Origin of the sequence: Mesorhizobium sp. M00.F.Ca.ET.216.01.1.1 (assembly GCF_004010325.2) — a bacterium.
In the GTDB taxonomy this organism is placed as follows: Bacteria; Pseudomonadota; Alphaproteobacteria; order Rhizobiales; family Rhizobiaceae; genus Mesorhizobium.
This window is the reverse complement of sequence record NZ_SADR02000003.1, coordinates 168,570-191,087: the sequence shown is the minus strand read 5'-3', so window position 1 is coordinate 191,087 and position 22,518 is coordinate 168,570. Positions and strand designations below refer to the sequence as shown.

Annotated in this window: 20 protein-coding genes; 8 read left to right on the top strand and 12 right to left on the bottom strand. The window is 63.6% G+C overall.

The window, feature by feature from the left end:
• Positions 1-154 precede the first annotated feature (154 nt).
• Together EN859_RS05940 and EN859_RS05935 are read left to right on the top strand one after the other, a co-directional pair.
• Positions 155-1,741 carry an iron ABC transporter permease gene (locus tag EN859_RS05940; protein WP_127852468.1) on the top strand — a complete coding sequence of 529 codons (1,587 nt, stop codon included), beginning with the start codon at positions 155-157 and terminating at the stop codon, positions 1,739-1,741.
• Positions 1,738-2,820, top strand: coding sequence for an ABC transporter ATP-binding protein (locus EN859_RS05935; protein ID WP_127852469.1), 1,083 nt, complete (start codon positions 1,738-1,740; stop codon positions 2,818-2,820). The genes EN859_RS05940 and EN859_RS05935 overlap by 4 nt, the downstream gene beginning before the upstream one ends.
• A gap of 42 nt (positions 2,821-2,862) precedes the next feature.
• On the opposite strand, the gene EN859_RS05930 is transcribed toward EN859_RS05935, so the two are convergent.
• The 10 genes from EN859_RS05930 to EN859_RS05885 all read right to left on the bottom strand — a co-directional run bounded on the left by EN859_RS05930 (position 2,863) and on the right by EN859_RS05885 (position 13,397).
• Positions 2,863-3,687 carry a phosphodiesterase gene (locus EN859_RS05930; RefSeq protein ID WP_127852470.1) on the bottom strand — a complete coding sequence of 275 codons (825 nt, stop codon included), beginning with the start codon at positions 3,685-3,687 and terminating at the stop codon, positions 2,863-2,865.
• A 101-nt stretch (positions 3,688-3,788) separates the two neighbouring features.
• On the bottom strand, positions 3,789-4,889 hold the full coding sequence (ugpC, locus tag EN859_RS05925; protein WP_127852471.1) for a sn-glycerol-3-phosphate ABC transporter ATP-binding protein UgpC: 1,101 nt from the start codon (positions 4,887-4,889) through the stop codon (positions 3,789-3,791).
• Between the two features lie 28 nt (positions 4,890-4,917).
• On the bottom strand, positions 4,918-5,832 hold the full coding sequence (locus tag EN859_RS05920) for an ABC transporter permease subunit (RefSeq protein WP_127852472.1): 915 nt from the start codon (positions 5,830-5,832) through the stop codon (positions 4,918-4,920).
• A 7-nt stretch (positions 5,833-5,839) separates the two neighbouring features.
• The gene (locus EN859_RS05915; RefSeq protein WP_127852473.1) at positions 5,840-6,724 is read right to left on the bottom strand and encodes an ABC transporter permease subunit; all 885 of its coding nucleotides are present in this window, start codon (positions 6,722-6,724) and stop codon (positions 5,840-5,842) included.
• A gap of 73 nt (positions 6,725-6,797) precedes the next feature.
• Positions 6,798-8,150, bottom strand: a complete 1,353-nt coding sequence (locus tag EN859_RS05910; protein WP_127852474.1) for an extracellular solute-binding protein — start codon at positions 8,148-8,150, stop codon at positions 6,798-6,800.
• A gap of 179 nt (positions 8,151-8,329) precedes the next feature.
• Complete coding sequence (locus EN859_RS05905; RefSeq protein ID WP_127852475.1) at positions 8,330-9,397, bottom strand: sn-glycerol-3-phosphate import ATP-binding protein UgpC; 1,068 nt, start codon at positions 9,395-9,397, stop codon at positions 8,330-8,332.
• A 7-nt stretch (positions 9,398-9,404) separates the two neighbouring features.
• Positions 9,405-10,253, bottom strand: coding sequence for a sn-glycerol-3-phosphate ABC transporter permease UgpE (ugpE, locus tag EN859_RS05900; protein ID WP_127852476.1), 849 nt, complete (start codon positions 10,251-10,253; stop codon positions 9,405-9,407).
• An 8-nt stretch (positions 10,254-10,261) separates the two neighbouring features.
• On the bottom strand, positions 10,262-11,146 hold the full coding sequence (ugpA, locus tag EN859_RS05895; protein ID WP_127852477.1) for a sn-glycerol-3-phosphate ABC transporter permease UgpA: 885 nt from the start codon (positions 11,144-11,146) through the stop codon (positions 10,262-10,264).
• Between the two features lie 31 nt (positions 11,147-11,177).
• Positions 11,178-12,488 carry a sn-glycerol-3-phosphate ABC transporter substrate-binding protein UgpB gene (gene ugpB / locus EN859_RS05890; RefSeq protein WP_127852478.1) on the bottom strand — a complete coding sequence of 437 codons (1,311 nt, stop codon included), beginning with the start codon at positions 12,486-12,488 and terminating at the stop codon, positions 11,178-11,180.
• Positions 12,489-12,710: 222 nt separating this feature from the next.
• The gene (locus tag EN859_RS05885) at positions 12,711-13,397 is read right to left on the bottom strand and encodes a TlpA disulfide reductase family protein (RefSeq protein WP_127852479.1); all 687 of its coding nucleotides are present in this window, start codon (positions 13,395-13,397) and stop codon (positions 12,711-12,713) included.
• Positions 13,398-13,433: 36 nt separating this feature from the next.
• On the opposite strand from EN859_RS05885, the gene argH reads away from it, so the two are divergent.
• The 3 genes from argH (at position 13,434) to lysA (ending at position 16,398) form a co-directional block, all read left to right on the top strand.
• Positions 13,434-14,834, top strand: a complete 1,401-nt coding sequence (argH, locus tag EN859_RS05880; protein ID WP_127852480.1) for an argininosuccinate lyase — start codon at positions 13,434-13,436, stop codon at positions 14,832-14,834.
• Between the two features lie 69 nt (positions 14,835-14,903).
• Positions 14,904-15,110, top strand: coding sequence for a lipoprotein (locus EN859_RS05875; RefSeq protein WP_127852481.1), 207 nt, complete (start codon positions 14,904-14,906; stop codon positions 15,108-15,110).
• Between the two features lie 19 nt (positions 15,111-15,129).
• On the top strand, positions 15,130-16,398 hold the full coding sequence (gene lysA / locus EN859_RS05870; RefSeq protein ID WP_127852482.1) for a diaminopimelate decarboxylase: 1,269 nt from the start codon (positions 15,130-15,132) through the stop codon (positions 16,396-16,398).
• 37 nt (positions 16,399-16,435) lie between these two features.
• Here the strand turns inward: lysA and EN859_RS05865 are convergent, their stop codons facing one another.
• Positions 16,436-16,735, bottom strand: a complete 300-nt coding sequence (locus tag EN859_RS05865) for a metalloregulator ArsR/SmtB family transcription factor (protein ID WP_127852483.1) — start codon at positions 16,733-16,735, stop codon at positions 16,436-16,438.
• 49 nt (positions 16,736-16,784) lie between these two features.
• Between EN859_RS05865 and EN859_RS05860 the strand changes: the two genes are divergently transcribed.
• Complete coding sequence (locus tag EN859_RS05860) at positions 16,785-17,726, top strand: threonine/serine dehydratase (protein WP_127852484.1); 942 nt, start codon at positions 16,785-16,787, stop codon at positions 17,724-17,726.
• A 115-nt stretch (positions 17,727-17,841) separates the two neighbouring features.
• Complete coding sequence (locus tag EN859_RS05855) at positions 17,842-20,439, top strand: TIGR02302 family protein (RefSeq protein ID WP_127852485.1); 2,598 nt, start codon at positions 17,842-17,844, stop codon at positions 20,437-20,439.
• Between the two features lie 2 nt (positions 20,440-20,441).
• On the opposite strand, the gene EN859_RS05850 is transcribed toward EN859_RS05855, so the two are convergent.
• Positions 20,442-21,338: a LysR substrate-binding domain-containing protein gene (locus EN859_RS05850; protein WP_127852486.1), complete on the bottom strand. Its 897-nt coding sequence runs from the start codon at positions 21,336-21,338 to the stop codon at positions 20,442-20,444.
• 229 nt (positions 21,339-21,567) lie between these two features.
• Here EN859_RS05850 and EN859_RS05845 point away from each other — a divergent pair, with 229 nt between their 5' ends.
• Complete coding sequence (locus tag EN859_RS05845; RefSeq protein WP_127852487.1) at positions 21,568-22,518, top strand: DMT family transporter; 951 nt, start codon at positions 21,568-21,570, stop codon at positions 22,516-22,518.

Genomic DNA, 22,518 nt, shown 5'->3' with positions numbered 1-22,518 from the left:
AACCGACTGCGCTCCTGCGGGAATTCGCTTCCGCAGGAGCGCTCTGTTTTTCAAGATGGCATCCGCCAATGACGAGAAGCTACAGTACTTGCCACATTAATCGGCCCGTCGATCGTTTCCGCGATAGGGCGGCAGCGGCGCAACGTCCGAGCTGATGCAATCTTCGGCCGATCTTGTGCGTTCTGGCTTGCCAGCCGAGATCACGGCTGGGGGATGGCTGCGCCAGCAATCGATGTCCTGGATCTTGCTTGCCGCTGCCTTCGTCTCGCTGTTTGCGCTGCTGCCGCTCGCCTTCATCGTCTGGGTTGCCGTGCAGACCGGCTGGGAGACCGTATCGGCACTGATCTTCCGTCCGCGCGTCGGCGACCTCCTGGTCGACACTGTCCTTTTGGTCGCGTTGGCCGTTCCGATCTGCATCGTGCTGTCGGTGGCGCTGGCCTGGCTGACCGAGCGCAGCGACCTGCCGGGCGGCCGCCTATGGGCATGGCTGTCGGTGGCACCGCTCGCAATCCCTGCCTTCGTGCACAGCTATGCCTGGATCAGCCTGGTGCCTGGACTGCATGGCCTGTGGGCCGGCGTCCTGGTTTCCGTCATCGCCTATTTCCCGTTCCTCTATCTGCCGATCGCGGCGGCGCTGCGCCGGCTCGATCCTGCCCTCGAGGACGCCGCGGCGGCCCTCGGCCTCGGCCCGTGGAATGTCTTTCGACGTGTCGTGCTGCCACAGCTCAGGCTCGCCATCTGCGGCGGCTCGCTGCTGGTCGGCTTGCATCTGCTTGCCGAATACGGCCTCTACGTCTTCATTCGCTTCGACACCTTCACCACGGCGATCGTTGACCAGTTCCAGTCAACCTTCAACGGACCGGCCGCCAATATGCTGGCCGCCGTGCTGGTGACGTGCTGCTTCGTGCTGCTCGGGCTGGAAGTGCTTGTGCGCGGCGAGGAGCGCTATGCGCGTGTCGGCTCGGGCGCCGCGCGCCAGCAGCAGCGGACCGAGCTCGGCCGCGCCACAATCCCTTGCCTGCTGCTGCCCGCCGTCATCACGCTGCTTGCGCTCGGCGTGCCATTTGTCACCATCAGCCGCTGGCTTCTGGCCGGCGGCGCTGATGTCTGGCGGTTCGACGAGATCGGCCTGGCGCTTGGCCAAACGTTGTTCCTGGCGCTCGCCGGCGCATTGCTCGCTACCGTCGCCGCCATGCCGATGGCATGGATCTCGATCCGGGCGCCGGGGCCGCTGCAGCGCCTTCTGGAGGGCTGCAACTACATCGTCGGCGCGCTGCCCGGCGTTGTCACAGCCCTGGCGCTGGTCACCATCACCGTGCGCATCGCCTTGCCGCTTTACCAGACGCTGTTCACCATCCTGGTCGCCTATGCCCTGATGTTCCTGCCGCGTGCCCTGATCAGCCTGCGGGCTTCGATCGCACAGGCGCCGGTCGAGCTTGAACGCGCCGCTGGCAGCCTCGGCCGATCGCCGCTAAAGGCACTGTGGTCGACGACGATCCGCCTCTCGGCACCGGGTGCCGCTGCTGGCATGGCGCTGGTGGCTCTCGGCATCATGAACGAGCTGACCGCCACGCAGATGCTGGCGCCAAACGGCACCCGTACCCTGGCGATGGCGTTCTGGTCCTATAGCGGCGAGATCGACTATGCTTCGGCCGCGCCTTACGCCTTGATCATGGTGGCGATGTCGCTGCCCCTGACATGGCTGCTCTATGTCCAGTCGAAGCGGATGGCAGGACGATGAGCTTTCTCGAGATCAGCGGCCTGCACAAGCACTACGGCCCGGTTGCCGCACTTGCAGGTGTCGATCTCAGCGTCGTGAGCGGCAGCCGCACGGCGATCGTCGGACCGTCCGGCTGTGGCAAGACCACCTTGCTGCGGCTGATCGCCGGCTTCGAGGCGCCGGATCAGGGCCGCATCGTGCTCGACGGCCAGGTGCTGGCCAATGGCGGCAACGCCGTGCCCGCGCATCGCCGCGGCATTGGCCTGGTGGCGCAGGACGGCGCCCTGTTTCCGCATCTGACCATCGCCGACAATATCGGCTTCGGCATGCACCGCCATGAGTACAAGCGCATCGAGCGCATCGTCGAACTGGCCTACATCGTCGGATTGGAGAAGGCGATCCTGAAACGCCGCCCGCACGAGCTCTCCGGCGGCCAGCAGCAGCGCGTGGCGCTGGCCCGCGCCATGGCCATGAAGCCACGGCTGATGCTGCTCGACGAGCCGTTCTCGGCGCTCGACACCGGCTTGCGCGCCTCGATGCGCAAGGCGGTCGCCGAATTGCTCGAAACCGCCGGCATCACGACGATCCTGGTCACGCACGACCAGGCCGAGGCGCTGTCCTTCGCCAGCCAGGTGGCGGTGATGCGTGACGGCATATTCTCGCAGGTCGGCACGCCGCGCGAGCTCTATTTCCAGCCGAGAGACAGGATGATCGCCGAGTTCCTCGGCGACGCCATAATCCTGCCGGCAAGGATCGCTGATGGCTTTGCCATCACGCCGCTCGGCCGCATCGCCGTCGATACCAGCGAGCGGCGCGATGTCGCCCGCATCATGCTGCGGCCGGAGCAGGTACTGCTGAAAAGGACATCCCGCGAGGGCATGTCGGGGACGCCGGAGATGCTGTTCGGCGAAGTGACGGAATCCGAGTTTGCCGGCTCGATGTGCACCATCGCGGTGCGGCTCCTGAACAGTCCCGATCCACCGGACGCCGCGGCGATCGGCAACACCCCACTGGTGCTGCGCAAGCCCGGCATGGATACGCCTTCCGTCGGTGAGATCGTCCGGCTGACGGTGTCGGGAAAGGCGCATGTGTTCGCCTGAGTGTTATTGCGCGCCGGCTCGCTTCCCGGTGCGTCGATGTCTTCAGCCGCGGCGGGCGTCCGATGTGAGGATTTCGCCCGTCTCCGCCGAATAGGCCGGCCATTGTTCGAGAAAATCGCAACCATGCACGATCACCCGCTTGGCGGCGCGGTCGATGAGGATGATCGCGTAGGAGGGCGGCGCCTGCTCGACGGTGGCGCCGGGATGATTGAAATCAAGTGCGAACCTGGCATGCAGACCGCGCTGCGCAAAGAACGGTATTCCGGCGATCGTGCCCGCAACATCGCGGTGGACATGCCCGAAGAAAATGCCGCTGATGTTTCCATGGTGTTTTAGCAGCCCCAGGAACCGCGCGGGCTGCTCAAGGCCGAGTGGGTCGAGCTCGGCAAGGCCAAGCGCGACCGGTGGATGATGCATGAAGATCAGGGCCGGACGACCCGCCGCTTCGCTGAGCCGGGCATCGAGCCAGGCAAGCCGCCTTTCGCACAACTCTCCGGTGACGCGTCCTTCAGCCAAGGTGTCGAGGAACAGCAACGATCCTTCGTCCGTGTCGTGCACCGATTGCACGAAGCCGCTCTCGTCATCGGCGCATTCGGGAAACGCCGCGATTAGATTCGCCCGCCTGTCGTGATTTCCCGGCAGCAGCCGATAGGGTACCAACAGCGCCGACAAAGCCGCCTTGAGATCGGCGTAGCAGTCGGCTTCTCCGGTTTCGGTCAAATCACCGGTGAAAACACAAAGGGCGGCATCGGCGTGGTTGGCATTGATGTGCTCGACGCAGCGGGCAAGCCGCTCATGCAGGTTCGCACCGAAGCGGAGCTCGCCCTGGTGGCCGAGATGGATATCTGTGACCTGGATGATTTTCATTCCGCGACCTGTTCTTCGCTTTCTCAAAATTTCTCAAAAGAAGATTGCGCTGCCTGCTCACGGCCAGCATGGTGATAGTCCCGGTTACGGGTGACTGCAAATTAGAGCGCGGGCACCGGCACTGAAGCCTTGAAGACATCGAGACGGGCACCCGTCTCCGACGAGAAGAAATGCATGTCTGCCTGTGAAAACTGCAGGCCGACCGCGGTGCCGGGCAAGGGATGGACGGTCTCCGACGTCACTACGGAAAACGATGCGCCGTCGAGATCGACATAGACGACCCGTCCGGCGCCCAATTCCTCGACGAGATCGACGGTTGCGTCGAGCGCGCCCCGCGTACCGGGTGCGACCAGACGGACAGCCTCCGGCCGGATGCCTGCCGCGACCTCTGTACCGACCGGCAGGCCGGCTCGCGAGATGGCCAGGCGCCGGCTGCCGCCAAGCAGCGACAGGCCGTCGAGCGCGACCACGCCCTCAAGGATGTTCATCGCCGGCGCGCCGACGAAGGTCGCCACGAAACGGCTCGCCGGGCGGCTGTAGATCTCGCCTGGCGTGCCGACCTGTTCGACGCGGCCGCCATTCATGACCACCAGCCGGTCGGCGAGCGTCATCGCCTCGACCTGGTCGTGCGTGACGAACACCGAGGTTGCGTTCAGCCGCCGGTGCAGCTTGCGGATTTCGGAGCGCATCTGGACGCGCAGCTTGGCGTCGAGATTGGAGAGCGGCTCGTCGAACAGAAAGACCTTCGGTTCGCGGATCATGGCGCGTCCCATGGCAACGCGCTGGCGCTGTCCGCCCGACAGGGCCGCCGGCTTGCGCTCGAGCAGCGGCTCCAGCTCCAGGATGCGGGCAACAGCTCGGATGCGCTCCGTGCGCTCGGCGCTCGCAACACCCGCCACTTTCAGCGAATAGCCGATATTCTGCGCCACGCTCATATGCGGATAGAGCGCATAGTTCTGGAACACCATTGCGCAGCCGCGCTCGCGCGGTTCCAGCCGGTTGACGACGGTGCCGTCGATGGCGATCTCGCCGCCGGAAATCTCTTCCAGCCCGGCGATCATCCTGAGCAGCGTGGACTTGCCGCAGCCGGAGGGTCCGAGAATGACGACGAACTCGCCCGACGCGATGTCGAGGTCGACGCCGTGCACAACCTGCGATCTGGCATAGCTTTTCCTGACGTCGCGAATGGTGATGGAGGCCATCGGGCCGTCTCCTTGTGAAGTCGTGAAATCACTTTTCGGTGGCGATCAGGCCGCGCACGAACCAGCGCTGCATCGCCACGACGACGACCAGCGGCGGCAGCATGACGATCAGCGTGCCGGCCATGGCGATGTTCCATTCGGGAATGCCGCCGACGTTCGGGATGAGCTGCTTCAGTTCGGTGACGGCCGTCGCGTGGGCCGGATCGGTGGTGACCAGCAGCGGCCACAGATACTGGTTCCAAGCCCACAGGAACATGATGGTTCCGAGCGCCGCCATGTTGGTGCGCGACAGCGGCAGCAGGATGTCGATGAAGAAGCGCAGCGCGCCGGCGCCATCCATGCGCGCCGCCTCGGTCAGCTCGTCCGGCACGGTCAGGAAGAATTGCCGGTAGAGGAAAGTACCGGTCGCGGTGGCGATCAGCGGGAGGATGAGCCCGGTATAGGAGTTGAGCAGGCCGAGGCTCAACGAAACCTGCACGCCCGATATTTTCTCGATCAGCCAGCTCAGGCCGGTCACGTCGAGGATCGCCTGGTAGGGCGACAGCACATTGGCCGCCACCGCATAGGTCGGCACGATGCGTACTTCCAGCGGCAGCATCAGCGTGATGAAGATCAGCCAGAAGATGAGGGTACGTCCGGGATAGCGGAAATAGACGATCGAGAAGGCGGTGAGCGCCGAGATGATCACCTTGCCCGCCGCGACGCCGGCGGCAAAGATGAAGCTGTTGAGCAGCTTAGGGCCAAGACCGGCCGTGATCCATGCCGTCTTGATGTTGGCCCAGAAGTCGCCGCCGGGCAGCAGCGGCATCGGCACGTCATTGACCTCCTTCAGATTGTGCGACGCCGCGATGGCGACGATCACGAAAGGCGCGACTGCCAGCATGAAGCCGATGAACAGCACGAGGTGGGTGACGAAGTTGAGGATCGGCGTCCGCTCTACCATCACCGCCTCACCGATAGTGCACGCGCCGCTCGATAAAGCGGAACTGGAAGATGGTGAGCACCACGATGAGCATCATCAGGATGATGCTCTGCGCTGCGGCGCCCGAATAATCCAGGCCTTTGAAGCCGTCGGAATAGATCTTGTAGACCATCAGGTTGGTCGCGTTGGCTGGGCCACCGCTGGTCATGATGTCGACGATACCGAAGGAATCCTGGAAGCTTTCGGTGATGTTGATGACGAGCAGGAAAAAGATCGTCGGCGTGATCAGCGGGAACTGGATGTCCCGGAACCGCCTGACCACGCCGGCACCGTCCATGGCCGAGGCCTCGATCAATGAGCGCGGGATGGCCTGGAAGGCAGCGAGGAAGAAGATGAAATTGTAGCCGACATATTTCCAGGAAAAGGCGGCGATGATGGAGGCCATCGCGTCGGCGCCGTCGAGGCCTGGATCCCAGAACCCCGGCCATGCCCGATTGACGACGGCCATGAAGCCGGCTTCGGGGGCCAGGATGAAGCGGAAGGCGAGCGCCAGCGCCGGTGCGGCGATGCCGTAGGGCCAGATCAGCACGACACGGTAGAAGCGCGAGCCGGCAAGCTGCCGGTCGGTCAGCGCAGCGAGCACCAGCGCGATGACCATTGCCAGCCCGGTGCTGATCGCGGCAAAGGCCAGGCTAGCGGTGATCGAGTTCCAGTAATCCGCGCTAGCAAGGATCGAACGGAAATTGTCGAGACCGACCCAGATGTTGCCGCCGCCCCATGGCTGCTGCAACGTCAGCGACCAGTAGACCGCCTGGCCAGCCGGCCAGTAGAAGAATGTGAAGATCAGCAGCATCTGCGGCACCGCAAACAGGATGCCGACCGTCCATCTGCTGAAGGTAACGCGTTTTTCCATCGATCCGCGACGCCGTTGAGATATGGAACGGCCGCCCGCCGGCAATCGGCGGGCGGCCTGATGATCCTGACGATTAGGGCAGCGTCTTGTTGGGATAGGTCTGCTGGAAGCGGTCGAGGATCGCGTCGCCGTTTTTGACCAGCGTATCGAGGCCGTCCTGGACGCTGACCTTGTTGGCGAAGATCGCCTGCATCTGGGTGCCGAACTCGGCGCGGATCTGGGTGAAATTGCCAAGCCGGATGCCGCGGGTGATTTCGGTCGGCTCCGAAGCGGTGAGGCTGGCGATCGCGGTCTCACGGCCCTTGTAGGGCGCCTTGTCGTAGAAGCCGTTGGACTTCATGTAGTCGAAACCGGACTTCGCCACCGGGATGTAGCCGGTGTTGGTCGACCAGAACAGGGCAGTCTTGGGATCGTGGATGAAGTTGAGGAATGCGGCAGCGCCCTTGTATTCCTCCGCCGGCTTGCCCGAGAGAACCCAGAGCGAGGCACCGCCGACCAGGGAATTCTTGCGCTCGGTGCCGGCATAGACCGGGAGCTCGGCGACGTCCCAGTTCATGCCTTCCTTGTGGGTCTTGCCGACCGTTCCGTGGTCGCCGACCGAGGTCAGGATGACCTGGCAGGTGCCGGAGGCGAAGGCCTGGACCATATCCTGGCCGAGATCCTTGGACTTGATCTTGATCAGGCCGGCGTCATACCATTTCTTGAGGTCGCCGACATACTGGACGAATTTGGTCTTGTTGACCGCGAGGCGGGCGTCGAGACCGTCATAACCGTTGCTCTTCGTGGCGATCGGCTGATTGTGGATGGCGGAGAACTGTTCCATCAGCTGCCAGCTTTCGTTGGCGGAGATGTTGATCGCCATCGGACACTCGTAGCCGGCATCCTTCATTGCCTGAAGGTCGGCGCCAACCTCTTCCCAGGTCTTCGGAGCTTCTGTCTTGCCGATCTTGGCGAAGGCGTCCTTGTTCCAGTACATCAGCGCCGTCGAGGAGTTGAACGGGAAGGACAGCATCTCCCCCTTCGACGTCGCATAGTAGCGCGCGATGCCGGGGAAATAGTCGCTGTAGTCGATCTTGTAGCCGTTCTCCTCCATCAGCTTGTCGGCCGGATAATAGGCGCCCGACAGCATCATGGTGGCGGTGCCGACATCGTAGACCTGCACGACGGTGGGCTGCTTGCCGGCACGGAAGGCAGCGATGGTGTTCTGCAGCGTGGCATCATAGTTGCCCTGGCTGGTGCAGACGACTTCATAGTCGGATTGCGATGCGTTGAAGTTCTTGCACAGCGTATCGACGACGCGGGCGAGATCGCCCGAAAGGCCGAACCAGAAATCGAATTTGACCGGTGCGGCGGCGGCAGGCAGCGCCAACGCAACGCCGAGTGTGCCGGCGGCAAAGGCCGCAAGGCCATGCTTGATGATCGACATGGATTTCATTCCCTCTTGAGTGGCTTTGACAAGGGGCTTGCGCAAGTCCTTGCCTGCTCTCTTAGAGAAGGTATGTGACAGTTCTGCTGTGCCTCCCGCAGCCTGTGGAAAAGCCGGCCCTGGCAGCACGAAACAACGCTTCTACTGTCCGCCTGGCCGGACCAGAGCGTGTTGAGATCCTAGCCGACCCGCTTTCCCGTCTTATCGAACCAGTGCAGCTTTTCGGCCCTGGCCACGACCCGCAACTGGTCGCCCGGCCTGGCGGCGGCGCGGCCGGCGACACGCATGACGATGCGGACGCCGCCTGCAGCACAGTGGAGAAAACTTTCGGCACCGACCGGTTCGACTGCCTCGACCGTCGCCGGCAGGACGAGCGCGCCGGACGGTGCCTTTGCATTGAAGGTGACGTCGGCGTCTTCCGGGCGAAAACCGAGTGTCGCGGCTTTTGTGTCGGCAGGCGCGAAGCCGATCGCCGTGCCGTCGGCCAGCGTCGGGCCCGAGAGGCCTCCGGTCAGCGCCAGGAGATTCATTGGGGGCGCCCCGATGAACGAAGCAACGAACGTCGAGGCCGGCGCCTCGTAGATGTCGAGCGGCGCGCCAATCTGCTCGACCAGGCCGGCATTCATGACGACGAGGATGTCGGCCAGCGTCATCGCCTCGAGCTGGTCGTGGGTGACATAGATCGAAGTGACGCCAAGCGTGCGCTGCAAGTTTTTGATCTCGACCCGCATCTGGCCACGCAATTTGGCGTCGAGATTGGAGAGCGGCTCGTCGAACAGAAAGACCTTCGGATTGCGCACGATGGCGCGGCCCATGGCAACACGCTGGCGCTGGCCGCCGGAAAGTTCGCGCGGGCGCCGGTCGAGCAGCGCCGAGAGTTCCAGCACCTTGGCGGTCGAGCGGACCCTGCTGTCGATCTCGTCCTTGGGCGTGCCGCGGTTGCGCAAGCCATAGGCCATGTTGTCGTAGACCTTCATGTGCGGATAGAGCGCGTAGTTCTGGAACACCATGGCGATGTCACGCTCGGCCGGGCCAACGGCATTGACGATCTTGCCGTCGATCGCGACCGTTCCCGAGGAGATGGTCTCGAGCCCGGCGATCATCCTGAGCAGCGTGGACTTGCCGCAGCCGGACGGGCCGACCAGCACGCAGAGCTCCTTGTCGGGAATGGCGATGGAGACGCCCTTCACGGCTTCGACGCCGCTGGAATAGACCTTCTTCGCGTCTTTCAGATCGACCGTCGCCATCAGCGTCTCACTTTTCGGATTCGACCAGGCCGCGCACGAACCAGCGTTGCATCAGCACAACGATCAGGATCGGCGGCATGATGGCAAGCATGGCGGTGACCATGACCAGGTGCCATTGGGTGTCGGCATCGGCGAAGGAGACCATCTTTCTCAGCGCGATGACGATGGTGTTCATGTTGTTGCTGTTGGTAACCAGCAGCGGCCACAGGTACTGCGTCCAGCCGTAGATGAAGAGGATCACGAACAGCGCCGCGATATTGGTGCGCGACAGCGGCAACAGGATGTCGAAGAAGAAGCGCCATGGCCCGGCGCCATCGACGCGCGCCGCCTCCACCAGTTCGCCCGGGATGGTCATGAAGAACTGTCGAAACAGCAGCGTCGCGGTAGCCGAGGCGATCAGTGGGATGATCAGGCCGGCGTAGGTGTCGATCATGCCGAGATCGACCATCACCTTGTAGGTCGGCAGGATGCGTACCTCCACGGGAAGCATCAAGGTGATGAAGATCAGCCAGAAGAAGGTCATGCGCAGCGGAAAGCGGAAGAACACGATCGCGTAGGCCGACAGGATCGAGATGAAGATCTTTCCCACTGCCACGCCGAGCGCCATGATCGTGGTGTTGAGGAGCAGCCTGCCGACACCGACACCGCCGATGCGGCCGACGCCGCCGAACAGCGCCTCGCTGTAATTGTTCCAGAACTGGTCGCCGGGCCAGAATGGCAGCGGCGGCCTTAGGATCGTCTGCAGCGTCTGTGTCGAGGCGACGAAGGTGTAGTAGATCGGAAAGGCGACGATCAGTATGCCGAGGATGAGCACGGCATGGGCGAGGAAGATGCGGAACGGGGACTGGCCGATCATCACCCGCCTCAGCCGTAATGGACTCTGCGTTCCACATAGCGGAACTGGATGGCGGTGAGCGCGATGACGATGATCATCAGGATGACCGACTGCGCCGCCGAATCGCCGAGGATCAGATTGACGAAGCCGTCATTGTAGACCTTGTAGACCAGCGTCTCGGTCGTCTTGCCCGGCCCGCCGCCGGTGACGGCATGGACGATGCCGAACGTGTCGAACAGGGCATAGACGGTGTTGACGACCAGCAGGAAGAAGGTCGTCGGCGCAAGCAGCGGGAAGACGATGGTCCAGAAGCGCTTGGTCTCGCTGGCGCCGTCCATGGCCGCCGCCTCGATCAGCGTCTTCGGCACCGCTTGCAGGCCGGCGATGAAGAACAGGAAATTGTAGCTGATCTGCTTCCAGGCTGCGGCGGCCACCAGCAGGATCATGGCATGGGTGCCGTTGAGCAGTGGATCCCAGGCGATGCCAAAACGTCTCAGCAGATAGGACAGTGAGCCGATCGACGGATTGAACAGGAACAGCCCCAGCATGCCGGCAATCGCCGGCGCCACCGCATAGGGCCAGATCATCAACGTGCGGTAGATACCTTTGCCGCGCACCACTTTCTCAGCCATGACGGCAAGCAGCAGCGCCACGCCCATGGCGACGATCGCGGTGGCAAGCGAGAACACCACCGTGACCTTGATCGAATTGAGGTAGGCAGGATCGACAAGCACCTTCCTGAAATTGGCAAACCAGACGAACCTGCTCTTCAGCCCGAACGGGTCTTGCCTGAGCATCGACTGGTAGAGCGCCTGCCCCGCCGGCCAGTAGAAGAAGACCAGCGTGATGGCGAGTTGCGGCGCCACCAGCAGGTAGGGCAGGATCTTGTTGGGGAAGATGACGCGCGGGGTCAAAAGTGCCACTCCGCCGGACGTTGCGCTCGCCCTAATTCCCCAGCGCTTCCTTGATCGCTGCGTTGCCGCGCGTCACCGCATTGTCGAGTGCCTGCTGCGCGGTTTGCTGGCCGGCCAGCATCTTCTCGAACTCCTCGTTCTGGATATCGCGCACCTGCGGCAGGTTCGGCAGGCGCACGCCCTTCGAATTGTCGGTCGGCGCCTTGCCGGTCATCTGCAGGATCGGTGTCTCGCGGCCGGGGTTCTTGTCATAGAAGCCGGACTTCTTGGTCGCCTCGTAGGCGGCGAGCGTCACCGGCAAATAACCCGACTTCTGGTGCAGGTATTCCTGCACATCGGTCTTGGAGAGATAGGCAAAGAACGCCGCAACGCCCTTGTACTCCTCGTCGGACTTGTCTGCGAATACCCACAGGCTGGCGCCGCCGGGCGTGGTGTTCTGCGGCGCGCCCTTGGCATCGCTGTCGTAGGGAAGCTGCCCTATGCCGTAATTCATGCCCGACTTGACGATATCGCCGAGGCCGCCGGAGGATTCAGTCATGATCCCGCATTCGCCGGCGAGGAAGATCTGCTTGGCTTCGGAGGTGCGTCCGCCATATTTGAAAGTGCCGTCCTTGGCGAGGTCCGCGAGCGCCTGGAAGTGGTTGACGAAAATCGGCGCATTGATCTTGAGCTCGACATCGCCGCCGGCCAGGCCATTCTGCTGGGTAGCCCACGGCACGTCATTCCACGCCGCGAAGTTCTCCAGGTGGATCCAGGTCAGCCAGGTCGAGGTGTAGCCGCAAGCGGCAGCGCCGCTGGTCTTGATCTTCTTGGCAGCTTCCCACACCTCGTTCCAGGTCTTGGGCGGGCTGTTCACGTCGAGGCCTGCCTTCTGGAAGATGTCCTTGTTGTAGTAGAGGATCGGCGAGGAGGAGTTGTAAGGGAAGGACAGCATGGTGCCATCCGGCTTCGAATAATAGCCGACGATGCCGGGCAGATACTGGCTCTTGTCGAAGGTCATCCCGGCACCGGTCAGCACATCGGCAGCCGGCTTGATCGCGTCCTCGGCCGCCATCATCACGCCGGTGCCGACGTCGAAGACCTGGAGGATGTCGGGCGCCTGACCGGCGCGATAGGCAGCGATGCCGGCATTCAGCGTCTCTGGATAGGTGCCCTTGAATACTGGAACGATCTCATAGTCGCTCTGGCTGGCGTTGAAATCCTTGGAAATCTTGTCGACGACCTCGGCATTGGCGCCGGTCATGGCGTGCCACCAGCTGATCTGCGTGACGGCGAAGGCGGAGGTGGTGGAAAGCAGCGTCAAAGTGGCGGCAACACCGGCCGCGAAGCCGAAGAACTTCATGTTTCATCTCCCGTTTATCATTGGCGAGAGGGGCACTCCCGCGACGGCACTATGTGTCGCTCATGACAAATGGACAACGGTTTTGTTGCGGATCGACGCACATCACTTCTGCCTAAAGTAGTGCTCACTTCCGGATGGGAGACGATGGAAAGCAATTGCCTAGCCGGCTTACCGCCTGACAGGCGCGGGCAGGATCCCGCGATGATCGCCAGACGCCTGCGCTCAGTCTGATGGTCCAAGTGCCGCTTCGACCAGCCGCTTGGCGTCGGGGCTCGACCATCCGGCCGGACCGTTCATGTGGGCGATCAGGCAGCCTTCAGCGTCGATCAGCATGGTGACGGGCAGGCCGAGCGCCAGGCCGCGCGCCTTGGCGTCGTTGAACAGCGTCATCGTCGGATCGCGGTAATAGCCGAGCGCTTCGATGCCGATTTCCTTGAGGAACTTCTTCGGCTTGGCGTCGTCTCCGGCATCGACATTGACCGCGACGACCTGGAAGGCGTCGCTGCCCATCTCCTTCTGCAGCGTGTCGAGCGCCGGCATCTCGGCGCGGCAGGGTGCGCACCATGTCGCCCACAGATTGAGCAGCACCGTCTTGCCGGCGTGGCCGGCAATCGTCGTCGGCTTGCCGTCGGGGCCGTTGAAGGCGAGGCTTTTCAGCGATTGCGGCGGGTCGGCCGGCAATAGCGCGGCGACCTGGCCGGTGGCTGCGGCGGCGACTTTCTTGGCATGGTCGGCCTTGGCGGCGCAGGCAACGTCGTCCTTGCTGGTGCCGACAGCGACTTGCGCCGGTGCGTTGTTGCCAGTACCGCTCTCGCTGACATATACCGCGACCGCACCAGCCAGCACGCCCGCCACCAAGGCAGCGAGGATGAGGCGCGGGGCCGGGAAAAATCTATTGCCGTCTGCCATTTTCTTAAAAACTGCTCCGGAGCACGGGTTATAGCAATGAGCGATAAGAAGGCCAGCAACCAGATGTGGGGCGGACGTTTTGCCTCGGGTCCGGCCGCGATCATGGAAGCGATCAACGCGTCGATCTCGTTCGACCGCAAGCTTTACGCGCAGGACATTCGCGGCTCGATCGCTCACAGCGAGATGCTGGCGCAAACGGGCATTATTTCGGCGGCCGATCAAGAAAAAATCGCTCACGGGCTGAACACGATCCTGGCAGAGATCGAGACGGGCACTTTCGAGTTCTCGACCAGGCTGGAAGACATCCACATGAATGTCGAGGCTCGCCTTGCCGACCTGATCGGCCCGTCCGCCGGCCGCCTGCACACCGCCCGCTCGCGCAACGACCAGGTGGCGGTAGACCTGAGGCTGTGGGTCAAGGACGAATGCTTTCGCGTCGCCGAGGCGCTGAAGGGCCTGATCGCGGCATTTCTGGAGCGGGCCGAGGAGCATGCGGCAACCGTGATGCCGGGCTTCACCCATATGCAGGCGGCGCAGCCGGTGACCTTCGGCCACCACTGCATGGCCTATGTCGAGATGTTTTCGCGCGACCTGTCGCGCGTCCGCGACGCCATCGAGCGGATGGACGAAAGCCCGCTTGGTGCAGCCGCCCTTGCCGGCACCAGCTTTCCGATCGACCGCCACAGGACGGCGAGGGCTCTCGGCTTCCGCGAGCCGATGCGCAATTCGCTGGATAGCGTTTCGGACCGCGATTTCGCGCTGGAGTTCTTGGGGCTGGCAGCGATCTGCGCCACGCATCTGTCGCGGCTTGCCGAGGAGATCATCATCTGGTCAACGCCGCAGTTCGGCTTCGTCAGGCTGTCGGACAGCTTCTCCACCGGCTCCTCGATCATGCCGCAGAAGAAGAACCCCGACGCCGCCGAACTGGTGCGCGGCAAGACCGGCCGCGTCACCGGCCATCTGGTCGGCCTGCTGACGGTGATGAAAGGCATGCCACTGACCTATGGCAAGGACATGCAGGAAGACAAGGAATCCGTCTTCGACGCCGCCGAAACGCTCGACCTGATGCTGGCGGCGATGACCGGCATGGTGCGCGACATGACAGTCAACGCCGCCGCGATGAAGAAGGCTGCAGGTTCCGGCTACTCGACCGCGACCGACCTTGCCGACTGGCTGGTGCGCGCTCTTGGCCTGCCGTTCCGCGAAGCGCACCACATCACCGGCCGCGCCGTGGCGTTGGCGGAAGAGAAAAAGATCGGGCTCGACAGGCTTTCACTGCAAGCCTTGCAGTCCATTCACCCGGGCATCACCGCGGATGTGTTTTCGGTGCTTGCCGTGCAGAACTCGGTGAAGAGCCGCGTAAGCTTCGGCGGCACCGCGCCGTCGGAGGTGAGGAAGCAGATCCGCTATTGGAAAAAGCGGCTGGCAAAGGCTTAGGCCGGGGTGCAATGCCAACAAAACTCGGCTAAAAGCGGCGGCGAACAGAAGTTTCGGACGGGTGGATCGATGATCGGAAGCAGGATTTTGGTGACGCTCACGCTTCTGGCGGCGGTGGCGACCGTCACGGCCTGCGGCAGGAAGAGCGGCCTCGACACGCCCTATGAGGCGGCCGTGCAGGCACGCAAGGATGCCGAGAAGGCCAAGCAGCCGCTGCTGCCCGAGCCGGAGAAACCGCTCAAGGACAATAAGTTCATCCTCGACCCGCTGCTCTGATCTTTCCGGAACCATTCTCGTGAACCATTTCGACTACTGCGACGGCGTGCTGCATGCCGAGGACGTGCCGATTTCAGATATCGCAGCAAGCGTCGGCACGCCGTTCTATTGTTATTCGACGGCGACGCTGACCAGGCATTTCCGCGTCTTCGCGGAGGCTTTTGCCGGGCTCGACGCGCTGGTCTGCTACGCAATGAAGGCGAATTCCAACCAGGCGGTGTTGAGAACGCTGGCAAAGCTTGGCGCCGGCGCCGACGTGGTTTCCGAAGGCGAATTGCGCCGTGCGCTGGCGGCCGGCATCCCGGCGAAGAAGATCCTGTTTTCGGGCGTCGGCAAGACCGCGCGCGAAATGGATCTTGCGCTCTCGGCCGGCATCCTTTGCTTCAACGTCGAATCCGAGCCGGAACTGGAACTGCTGTCAGCCAGAGCCACGGCGCTGGGCAAGGTCGCGCCGATCTCGCTGCGCATCAATCCGGATGTCGACGCAAAAACGCACAAGAAGATCTCCACCGGCAAGGCCGAGAACAAGTTCGGCATTCCCTGGCAAAGGGCGCGCAAGGTCTATGCCCGCGCCGCCGAACTCCCGGGCATCAAGGTCACCGGCATCGACACCCATATCGGCAGCCAGATCACCGAGTTGCAGCCGTTCGACGATGCCTTCGCCCTGCTGGTGGAACTGGTCGGCGCGCTGCGCGCCGACGGCCACGCCATCGAGCATATCGATCTCGGCGGCGGCCTCGGCATTCCCTACCGCGTTGACAACAGCCCGCCTCCCCTGCCCGACGCCTATGCCCAGATCGTCAAGAAGCATGTCTCAAGGCTCGGGCTGAAGGTGATGTTCGAACCGGGTCGGCTGATCGTCGGCAATGCCGGCATCCTCGTCTCGGAAGTGATCTTCGTGAAGGAGGGCGACGCCAGGAATTTCCTGGTCGTCGACGCCGCGATGAACGATCTGATCCGGCCGACGCTCTACGACGCCTTCCACGACATCAGGCCGGTCGTACAACAGCCGGCCTCAGCGCCGCGCATGAAGGTCGACGTGGTCGGCCCGGTCTGCGAGACCGGCGACTATCTCGGCCTCGACCGCGACCTGCCCAGGCTGAAGGCCGGCGACCTGATCGCCGTCGCCACGGCCGGCGCTTATGGCGCGGTGCAGGCCGGCACTTACAACACCCGCCTGCTGGTACCGGAAGTGCTGGTCGACGGCGACCGCTTCCATGTCGTGCGCCCACGCCAGAGCTATGACGAACTGATCGGCCTGGATTCGGTGCCGGACTGGCTAGAGTAGACCATAAGGTTCCATTCCGGCCCTGACCAGATTAGCGCTACATCTGGCGAAATATCAGAGCCCTGGCCTCGGCGATACTGTCCTCGTCGCGGCGATAGAACGTCCATTGCTTGATGCGCTTGCTGCGCAAAAGACCCGCCTGGGTGAGCACGCGCATGTGTTCGCTGAGCGTCGCCTGGGCAATGCCGAGCTTCTCCGCAATCAGCAGTGCGCAAACGCCGTCGTCGACCAGATCGCCATCCGTCTGCGGCGGAAAATGCGCGCGCGGGTCCTTCAGCCAAGCGAGGATCTGCAGCCTGCGCTCGTTGGCGATTGCCTTGATGATCTCGACTTGCATTTAGCCATTTTGCTAAGTTACTAAGTAATGTCAACCTCAGGAGTGGCCCATGCCAGACGGCAACACGATCACACGCGAACGCATCGCCGCCACGGAACCACGCATCCGGCCATTCGTGCGCCATACGCCGGTGCTGCGCGTCGACATGGCTGATTTCGGCCGTTCGCAACTTGCGGTCGACCTGAAGCTCGAGTGCCTGCAGCATTCCGGCTCGTTCAAGGCACGCGGCGCGTTCACCAATCTTCTCGAACGGCCGGTTCCCAAGGCAGGCGTCGTCGCGGCATCGGGCGGTAATCACGGTGCCGCGGTCGCCTATGCCGCCATGCGGCTCGGCCACAAGGCGACCATCTTCGTTCCCGAAGTGAGCCCGCCGGCCAAGCTGGACCGCATCCGCGGCTACGGCGCCGAGCTGGTTGTCGGCGGCGCACGCTACGCCGAGGCGCTGGCCGCCAGCGAAATCTTTGCCGAACAATCCGGCGCGCTGCAGATCCACGCCTTCAACCAGGAGGAAACGCTGGTCGGACAAGGCACGCTCGGCCTCGAGATCGAGGCTGATCTGCCCGAACTCGACACGCTGCTGGTCGCCGTCGGCGGCGGCGGCCTGATCGGCGGCATCGCCGCCTGGTTTGCCGGCCGCATCAGGATCATCGCCGTCGAGCCCGAGGGTGCACCGACGCTCCACCGCGCCTTCGAGGCCGGCCGGCCCGTCGATGCGCCGGCCGAGGGCATCGCCGCCGATTCGCTGGCGCCAAAGCGCGTCGGCGAGCTGATGTTCCCCATCGCCGAGGCCTTCGTCGAGCGCTCGATACTGGTCAGCGATGACGACATCATCGCCGCGCAGATGGCCTTGTGGGACCGCGTGCGAATCATCTCTGAGCCGGGCGGTGCCGCGGCCTTCGCGGCGATCTTGTCCGGCCGCTACGCACCGTCGCCGGGCGAGCGCGTCGCCGTTCTGGTTTGCGGTGCAAACGCGAATCCGGCGAAATTCTGATCACAACCGGTGCAACGCCTCTTCACGTTTTAAGGAACCGCCTCGCCTTCGCCGTGTTTCTTGTTATTCTTTGAGTCGTGAGGTTCGGGCCATCCCGCCCGGACAGGAAGGGCCGATGAGCGAACGACCCACCTCCAGCAGCGAACGCAGCCTGGCCGGGCGCCTTGCCGTGAGCCGGTTGGCGACGCGGGTCTCGATGACGGTCGAGCGTGGCTGGCCGTTGCTGCTGCCGCTGGTCATCGTCGCCAGCATGTTCCTCAGCGTTTCGTGGCTCGGCCTGTTCCAGCTTCTGCCGGATACAGCGCGCATCGGCCTCGTCGCGGCGTTCGGCATCGCTGCCGTTGCAGCGCTCTATCCGCTGCGGTTCTTCCGCTTGCCGTCGGCTGCCGAGATCGATCGTCGCATCGAGGCGGCCAATGAGTTGCTGCACAGCCCGGTGCTGGTGCAGACCGACCGGCCGAGCGGCAGGGAAAGCATCTTTTCGCAGGCGCTGTGGCGCGAACATCAAAAACGCATGGCGGACCGGCTGGGCCACCTCGGCGCCGACCGGCCGCGCGCCCGCGTGCCCGAGCGCGATCGCTGGGGGCTGCGCGCCGTTGCCGCTTTGCTGCTCGTCACCGCCTTTGCCTTCTCCTTCGGGCCCTCGGGCGGCAGAATAGGCGACGGCTTCGTCGCCCGCGCGGCGCGCGACACCGTTCCGCCGCGCATCGATGCCTGGGTGACGCCGCCGGCCTATACCGGCAAGCCACCGGTCTTCCTCACCGCCGACGCCAACCAGGCTGCCTCGACCTTCACTGTGCCGCAAGGCAGCGATGTCTCGTTGCGTGTCACCGGTGGTTCGGGCGAGGAAACGCTGAGCTACGCCGACGCAGCCGGCAACGCCCGCGCCATCGATCCGACCGGACCGCAAGCGGCTGGCGCCAAACCTGCGGCAAACCCGGCGACGTCCAAAGTGCGCCAGTTCACCGGCAAGCTGACCACCGACGGCACGTTGACCCTGAAATCGGGCGACGACGACCTCGGCCACTGGGCTTTCGCGATGATCCCGGACAAGCCGCCGCAGATCCGCTTCGTCGGTGAACCCAAGCGTGCTGTCAATGGCGCCTTCGAGCTCAACTACCAGATCGACGACGATTATGGCGCCGCCACCGCCAAGGCCGCTTTCGCATTGGCCGACCCGCAGGCGCCCAACGCGCATCCCCTTTACGGCCCGCCCGACATGCCGCTGGCGCTGCCGCGTCGCGGCGGCAAGGCCGCCAAGACCAGCAAAGACCTGACCGAACACGCCTGGGCCGGCGGCAATATCAGGCTGACGCTTGTTGCCACCGACGACGCCGGGCATACCGCAACCAGCGAAACCAAGACGCTGGTGATGCCGGAGCGGCCTTTCTCCAATCCGCTGGCGCGGGCCGTCATCGAACAGCGCCGTATGCTGGCGCTCGACGCCAATGCCAAGCCCCGCGCGCTCGACCTGATGGACGCGATCACGCTGCGGCCCGAGGACACGTTCGACAACATGACGCACTACCTGGCCATCATGAGCGCCCGCAGCCGGCTGAAGATGGCCGACAGCGACGACCAGTTGCGTGATGAGGTGGCTTATCTCTGGCAAGTCGCGCTTGGCATCGAGGAAGGCAATCTGTCGGCGGCCGAAAAGCGTCTGCGTCAGGCGCAGCAGGCGCTGCAGGACGCGATCAAGAACGGCGCCAGCGACCAGGAGATCGAAAAGGCGATGAAGGAACTGCGCGAGGCGATGAACCAGTTCCTGCAGGAATTCGCCCAGCGCGCGCAGCAGAACCCCAACGCCCCGCAGATGCAGCAGAACGGCCAGGAGCTGCGCCAGAGCGACATCGACCGCATGATGGATCAGATCGAAAACCTGGCGAAGTCAGGCGATCGCGACAAGGCGCAGGAGTTGCTTTCGCAATTGCAGGACATGATGAATAACCTGCAGGCCGGGCGCCAACAGCAAGGTGGCCAGCAAGACAGCGAGATGCGCCAGCAGATGGACAAGCTCGGCGAGATCATGCGGCGCCAGCAGGAGATGATGAACGACACCTTCCGCATGGATCAGATGCAGCGTGGCCAGCGCCAGCGCGGACAAAACCGCGACGAGCAGCTCGGCGAAAACGGTGAGCAGGGTCCGATGGGCGAAGAGGGCAATCCCGGCGCCGGTGACGACCGCGACCCGCTCGCTCGGCCGAAGCCGATGACGCCAGAGGAATTCGCCGATGCGCTGAAGCAGTTGCAAGAGGGCCAGGGGAAATTGCAGGGCGACCTCGAGCAGCTGAAGAAGGGGCTCGAAGGCATGGGCCTCGCGCCCAATGAGGGATTTGGCGAGGCCGGCAGATCCATGGGCAATGCCGAACAGTCACTCGGCGAGGGCGACGGCGATCAGGCCGTCGGTCACCAGGGCCGGGCGCTGGAGGCGTTGCGCAAGGGCGCCAAGGACATGATGAAGCAACTGCAGGCCATGCAGGGCGACCAGGGCGGCAGCGGAGAAGGCGGCCGCCAGCAGGACGCCGACCGCGACCCGCTTGGCCGGCCCCGTACCACCCGGGGTCCCGACGACGGAAACTCAGTGAGGGTGCCGGATGAAATCGACGTGCAGCGGGCACGCCAGATCCTGGAAGCGATCCGCAAGCGGCTCGGCAATGCGCTCAGCCCCGACATCGAACGCAGCTATCTCGAGCGGCTGCTGGAGCTAAAATAGTCTCAGGACGAAGTCTGGTAAGTCGATATCGGCAAAACGCCGGGCTTGTCGAAGAACGCCTCCCGGATCGCTTCTTCCATGCCGTCGATCGCCTCACCGGAGACGCTCGGATTGCGGTGCAGGACGACGTTCGAGGAATCGATGTCGCCGAACCCGTCGGCCGCGCCGAGTTCGCGGCAGCCGGCAGGGATGTTGCTGCGTGAGATCGGCGCGATCGCAAGCCCCGAGGTGACGGCAAGCTTCAGGCCGCCATTGGTGTCGCTGGTATAGGCGACGCGGTAGGCAAGACCGCGCTGTTCCAGCGACTTGATGGCGAAGTCTCGGCACCAGCCATCGCGGCTGTAGAGCGCGATCGGCAGCGGCCGCTCCTCGTGCATGTGGTGGAGACTCGACGTCACCCAAACCGTCGGATCGTGCATCAGCACTTCGCCGCCCGAGAAGCTCTCCCATTCGAACACCACCGCGAGATCGAGTTCGCCTGCCGCCAGCGCCCGCATCTGCGAGCCGGAATGGGCATAGCGCACCGTGACCTCGACCTGCGGATGGCGCTTGGCGAACGCGCCGAGCGCGCGCGAAAGGATCGAATGGCCATATTCCGCCGGGATGCCGATCCGAACCGGTCCGCCGAGCGGCGGCGCCGCCATCGATGCCGCGGTCTCGTCGAGCAGGGAAACGATGCGCCTGGCATTGGCGATGAGTTCACCGCCGCGGCGCGTCAGTGCCACGCCGCGCGAGCCGCGCTCGAACAGGCTGTCGCCGACCATGCTTTCGAGCTTCTTCATCTGCATCGAAACCGCCGACTGCGTACGGCCCGCCCGTTCCGCCGCCTTGGTGAAATTGCCGGTTTCGGCCACCGCTACGAAGGTGCGGAGAAGGTCGCTGTCCAAGGTTGGTTTCATCACATTTGCCATCAGAAAATCTGATTGCTGGCATCATTCCAATTCGTTTGCAACATGTCAAACGCCAGACGATAGTCGGCTCACCCATTGGATATGCGGCTGCGAAATCGGCCGCGGACCAATCGAAGAGTCCTCACTCATACCCGCTGCCCGAAAACGGTGGCGGGTTCTTTTTACCTGACAGCAAACCGGCCCCGAGCCGGACCTACAGGGAGCTTGTTAAAACGACATGCAGAACCGGATCGTCCTCGGCATCGTAAGCCTTTGCCTCGGCGTACTGGTGTTCTCGCTCCAGGATCCGCTGATCAAGGCCGTGTCGAGCACTTATCCGGTAACCGAAGTGATGGCGATCCGCTCAATAGTCGCCCTGCCCATTCTGCTTGTCCTCGTGCATGCCGATGTCGGGCTCAAGGCGATCGTCTCGAAGCGATTTCGCATGCTGACGATGCGAGCCCTCATCCTGTTCACCTCTTACACGGTCTATTATCTGGCAATCGCCGCTCTGCCGCTTGCCGATGCGGTTGCTCTCTATTTCATGGCGCCGCTGTTCATCATGGTGCTTGCTGGCCCTTATCTCGGAGAGCGCGTGGCGTGGCAGACGTTGGCCACTGTCCTGGTCGGGATGCTCGGCGTGCTGGTGATGCTGCGGCCCGGTGCCGGGTTATTCGAGTGGGCGGCGCTGCTTTCGCTAGGCTCGGCGGTTCTCTACGGCTTTTCGCAGCTGATGGCCCGCAAGATCGGCGATACCGAATCGTCCACCGTCATGGCGTTCTATCAAAATGGCGTCTACCTCTTGGGTGCTATAGCGGTCGCCGGGCTGTTCTGGCTTGCAGGGATAGACCACGCCATCCACCCGAGCCTCGAGTTCCTTGTTAGGCCATGGGCATGGCCTACGCCGATTGAGTTCCTGAAGATGGCAGCCTGCGGCTTCGTCGCCTCGGCCGGGATGATCCTGCTGTCGCAGGCTTACCGGCTGGCGCCTGCCAACAGCGTCGCCACTTTCGAATACACCGGCATCATCTGGTCGCCGCTGTGGGGCTTCCTGTTCTTCGCCGAAGTGCCGCAATCGACCACAGTGATCGGCGCGGCACTGATCATCGGCGCCGGGTTGTTCGCGCTGAATGCCAGCCGGCGCAGGAGCATTGCGCCGACGATTGCGGCGACCTGCGATCCCGCCTGA

Excerpts from the sequence above, each read along its gene's own strand:
- EN859_RS05940 (WP_127852468.1), top strand. The coding sequence starts at position 155 with ATGCAATCTTCGGCCGATCTTGTGCGTTCTGGCTTGCCAGCCGAGATC.
- EN859_RS05935 (WP_127852469.1), top strand. The coding sequence starts at position 1,738 with ATGAGCTTTCTCGAGATCAGCGGCCTGCACAAGCACTACGGCCCGGTT.
- EN859_RS05930 (WP_127852470.1), bottom strand. The coding sequence starts at position 3,687 with ATGAAAATCATCCAGGTCACAGATATCCATCTCGGCCACCAGGGCGAG.
- ugpC (WP_127852471.1), bottom strand. The coding sequence starts at position 4,889 with ATGGCCTCCATCACCATTCGCGACGTCAGGAAAAGCTATGCCAGATCG.
- EN859_RS05920 (WP_127852472.1), bottom strand. The coding sequence starts at position 5,832 with ATGGTAGAGCGGACGCCGATCCTCAACTTCGTCACCCACCTCGTGCTG.
- EN859_RS05915 (WP_127852473.1), bottom strand. The coding sequence starts at position 6,724 with ATGGAAAAACGCGTTACCTTCAGCAGATGGACGGTCGGCATCCTGTTT.
- EN859_RS05910 (WP_127852474.1), bottom strand. The coding sequence starts at position 8,150 with ATGTCGATCATCAAGCATGGCCTTGCGGCCTTTGCCGCCGGCACACTC.
- EN859_RS05905 (WP_127852475.1), bottom strand. The coding sequence starts at position 9,397 with ATGGCGACGGTCGATCTGAAAGACGCGAAGAAGGTCTATTCCAGCGGC.
- ugpE (WP_127852476.1), bottom strand. The coding sequence starts at position 10,253 with ATGATCGGCCAGTCCCCGTTCCGCATCTTCCTCGCCCATGCCGTGCTC.
- ugpB (WP_127852478.1), bottom strand. The coding sequence starts at position 12,488 with ATGAAGTTCTTCGGCTTCGCGGCCGGTGTTGCCGCCACTTTGACGCTG.
- EN859_RS05885 (WP_127852479.1), bottom strand. The coding sequence starts at position 13,397 with ATGGCAGACGGCAATAGATTTTTCCCGGCCCCGCGCCTCATCCTCGCT.
- argH (WP_127852480.1), top strand. The coding sequence starts at position 13,434 with ATGAGCGATAAGAAGGCCAGCAACCAGATGTGGGGCGGACGTTTTGCC.
- EN859_RS05875 (WP_127852481.1), top strand. The coding sequence starts at position 14,904 with ATGATCGGAAGCAGGATTTTGGTGACGCTCACGCTTCTGGCGGCGGTG.
- EN859_RS05865 (WP_127852483.1), bottom strand. The coding sequence starts at position 16,735 with ATGCAAGTCGAGATCATCAAGGCAATCGCCAACGAGCGCAGGCTGCAG.
- EN859_RS05860 (WP_127852484.1), top strand. The coding sequence starts at position 16,785 with ATGCCAGACGGCAACACGATCACACGCGAACGCATCGCCGCCACGGAA.
- EN859_RS05855 (WP_127852485.1), top strand. The coding sequence starts at position 17,842 with ATGAGCGAACGACCCACCTCCAGCAGCGAACGCAGCCTGGCCGGGCGC.
- EN859_RS05850 (WP_127852486.1), bottom strand. The coding sequence starts at position 21,338 with ATGAAACCAACCTTGGACAGCGACCTTCTCCGCACCTTCGTAGCGGTG.
- EN859_RS05845 (WP_127852487.1), top strand. The coding sequence starts at position 21,568 with ATGCAGAACCGGATCGTCCTCGGCATCGTAAGCCTTTGCCTCGGCGTA.